Below are 3,436 nucleotides of genomic sequence, written 5' to 3' on the forward strand. Positions count from 1 at the left end.
TGCATCGCTATATCAAAGAATAAGGGCATCCTATCAGGAGTTCTGTGGCTGGGTAGTTTCGTGCCCCCTTCCCCGGCGTAATCCAGAAGTACACCGAGTAATTCAAGTGGCCGGAGCTGTTCATCAGCATCAACGGGCAGATTGTGTCCGTTGGAGCCGACCCCCTGCGCACGGCGGAAGTAACCCTTGGAGCACCGCTGAGGAAAGAGCGACGCAATCATCAATTAACAGCAGCCACCGTGGCAAGGAAATGGAGAAGGTTCAGGGATCATATCAGAGAAAAAGCCCTCCATCCGGGAGAGGCTGGAGGATGCAAAGCGGGAGTTTAGGGAACGGAACATCTCAGGCAAACCCGCCCCGTAGAAGAAGCCTGCAGCGCTGGGCGATTTATGAGACGGAGCAAGAAATGGCGTCTGGAATAGACGTTCTTCTTAGGTGAGATTGACCGATACCACTACAACAGGCTCTGCAAAGGCTGCGTCCAGCCTTACAAACTAAGCTTTCGGGCTGTGGTGGTGTACTATTCCCCTCCATTTCCAAAAGCATAGGAATTAGTGTTCAAAATGGATAGAGGAACTGCCTGTGGCACCCTTTCTTTATAGGGCAGTAGGAGACTCCCGTGCGGAGTAGCAGGGTATTTCCGCATAGGAAAAATACCGAATTTTCATCTTTTGGCAAACAAATTGGGAGCACCATAATCGAATTAGAGAAATTCGATTGTGGTGCTCTTTTTTTGTTAATTTCAAGTTAACCAAAAATCTTTCCCTTGTATTCTTGCCGGTAAACCATTGTTATTGACTTTGGATCTTTCGTTGAGTTTGAAAGATGATATAATAATAATAATAATAATAATATACACCGCTCCTGTTAAAATTAAGAATTTCCGACATCTGCTTTGCTATATAGCAATAAGGAAAAGTTAATAACAGACGTATAGAGGGATTTAAAGGAGTAAAGTATGCGTAACCTTTTTGTCATTGGAAACGGATTTGATCTTGCACACAATATGAAAACGGGATTTAACCATTTTAGAGACTACTTAAGTACAAACTACTCAATACTTCACAACTATGCGCCATATGTACCAGAAACAATAACAGGCCATCACGGAGAAGAACTGCAAGATACTACAGAGGTCGTTGGCTTAATCGCATATCTTTTAGACGAGGCTGCCGCAGACACGGGAAAAGAAAATGATTGGAGTAAAATTGAAGATCTTCTTGGAAAATTAAATTTGCCAGAATGTTTTGATAATGTTGAACCTCAATATGATAAAGAAGGAGATCGTAACTATTCTTGGGAATACGAAAATGCAGAATCTATATGTGGGAATATGGCATTAGCGATTCCATATATTACTGAACTTTTATCAGAATGGATACATACTATTGAAATTTCGGTATCTCCCATAAAGCGATTTTCAAAAATGATTAATCCTAGAAAAGACTTATTTTTAACATTCAACTATACACAAACATTAGAAAAATTGTATGGGTGTGCCGCGGAAAATGTATGTCATATTCATGGTATAGCTAGTGATGACTCGTGTTTTCAAACAGATAAATTGATTTTGGGCCATTGTGGTCAAATAGACTATCTAAACAATAAAGAAGTTCCTTATGACATGGGAGATGGTTTACAAGCTATCTATGAAAGCCTTAGGAAAAACACTTCGGAACAGATAATGCTTCATGAGGATTTCTTTAAAAAAATTAATTGTGAGGAAATTGATAAGATATATTCATTTGGTTTTGCATTTGCGGATGTTGATCTACCATATATGAGAAAATTATGTAATTCTATCGATACAAAGAACATCACATGGTGGTTGAATACACATAGCGGCATTCAAGAATGCAAGAGACACATGGAAATCTTAAGAAGTTGTGGATTTCAAGGAGCATTTTGTACATACTCTATTGACTGAAATAAAATGATTAAATAAATGTCCCTACTACGGTTTGAAAGGTTTAAATAATGACAAATGACGAATATTTACACCAAATTGCTCCAAAAGTCGAAACACTAACAACATTAAGCATGAAAGCTCTTTCGTTATGTCAGGGCATCATCGGTAGGAGCCTTACAAAGGAAGATTTTTATTTTTCAGCATCAGCAAATCGATGTATCAATCTAATTACCGGTTTTGTTGATATGCTAAAAACACGAAATCTAACCTGCGCTGGCGTACTCTTGCGAATGCAGATGGATAATTGTATGCGAACATACGCAGCGTTTATTGCAGAAGATTGTAATGCTGTTGTTGACTGCATTATACAAGGTGGCAAAATTAGCAACTGTAAAGACAAAAACGGAAGGAAAATGTCAGACGGATATCTGAAAGATGAAATTTCAAAAATAGATCCGGTATTCGCTGATGTATACGACCAAGCCAGTGGATATGTGCATTTATCAGAAAAGGCATTTTATCAAATGGTTGCTTCATGTGGAGATAATGAAATTAATTTTTACGCTGGTCCAAATCTGCTGGAGCGACACAATCCTGTTTTAATAGAAGCAGCCGAAGCATTTATACATTTTGTAAAACTTCACTTTAAGCTGTTGAAAGCAGTGGCCGAAAGTAAAGAACAGCTTGATGCCGTGTTGAAAAAGTAACTGCTTATCGTCGAAAAAACAGGAGAAATTTTGCTGTTGTGTAAAAAACAAAGAGCATGCTGACCTTCCCGCTGCGCTGCCGGGGCTGTCTGGAGAGCCTGGGGCCCCTGGCAATGCGGCAGGCAACAACGACTTCTTCCGTGTAATCGGCGCCCAAGGTTTTGAGCCGGGTGAACCGCTCCTGCGCGTCGTCGCAGACTGCGCCTCGTTCATTTCCGCCTTGCAGCGAAAAGTTTACTCGCTCCGGCGCTTCTTTCCCCGCAATGCCATGCGACTTTGCGGGGCCCCGACATACTTGGCGTAGATAAACTTTCCTGCTTGATCTCATATCCTTCCCGCTACAACCGGGCAAGCAATTCTTCCAGGCTGGAGGACATGGGATCAGTCAGTCGATGGCAGCTTTGTCCTGTAGCCGATATCGTTCTGTGCAATCTGATACTCTTGCCCTTGTCTCGGCCAGGGACGATGACGGACAGGCCGTGTTCTCTACTCAGCTGGTCGCTGGCCCGGCGTATCTCGTGATAGCTACGCTTGTTGGAATGGTAGTGCTCGTGGTCGGTGAAGCTGGCCGCATTAAAAATCAGATTGTTGTGAATATGTCCCTTATCAATATGGGGGTAAGTACAAACTTGTACTTGCCACCCAATATTTCTTTTGCCATCTGTATCCCGATCTCATGGGCTTCCTCTGCAAATTCCCATTGAAACGGTTTTCCTTCCCACATTCAGCTCCTCCGCCCTCCATGTTTCGCGCTGAAAGAGAGCACTGTTTTCAGGGGCAAAACCGCTTAGAGCTTGCATCGCTATATCAAAGAATAAGG

General features: G+C 42.1%; 2 protein-coding genes and 1 pseudogene. 2 read left to right on the forward strand and 1 reads right to left on the reverse strand.

Features of this window, described 5'->3' with window-relative positions:
• The first annotated feature begins 958 nt into the window (after window positions 1-958).
• Entirely contained in the window at window positions 959-1,927 is a 969-nt protein-coding gene (locus QZL67_RS06705; RefSeq protein ID WP_022289974.1) for a bacteriophage abortive infection AbiH family protein, read from the forward strand.
• 50 nt (window positions 1,928-1,977) lie between these two features.
• Window positions 1,978-2,616 (forward strand): hypothetical protein, encoded by a 639-nt coding sequence (locus QZL67_RS06710; protein WP_022289975.1) that lies wholly within the window; start codon window positions 1,978-1,980, stop codon window positions 2,614-2,616.
• Window positions 2,617-2,668: 52 nt separating this feature from the next.
• Here QZL67_RS06710 and QZL67_RS06715 read toward each other — a convergent pair.
• Window positions 2,669-3,340: pseudogene (locus QZL67_RS06715) on the reverse strand (relaxase/mobilization nuclease domain-containing protein); the annotation flags it as partial.
• Window positions 3,341-3,436: the final 96 nt, after the last annotated feature.

The organism is Oscillibacter sp. CAG:155, from assembly GCA_000436875.1.
Classification (GTDB): domain Bacteria; phylum Bacillota; class Clostridia; order Oscillospirales; family Oscillospiraceae; genus Oscillibacter.

Coding starts and splice junctions, on each gene's coding strand:
- QZL67_RS06710 (WP_022289975.1), top strand. CDS start 1,978: ATGACAAATGACGAATATTTACACCAAATTGCTCCAAAAGTCGAAACA.
- QZL67_RS06705 (WP_022289974.1), top strand. CDS start 959: ATGCGTAACCTTTTTGTCATTGGAAACGGATTTGATCTTGCACACAAT.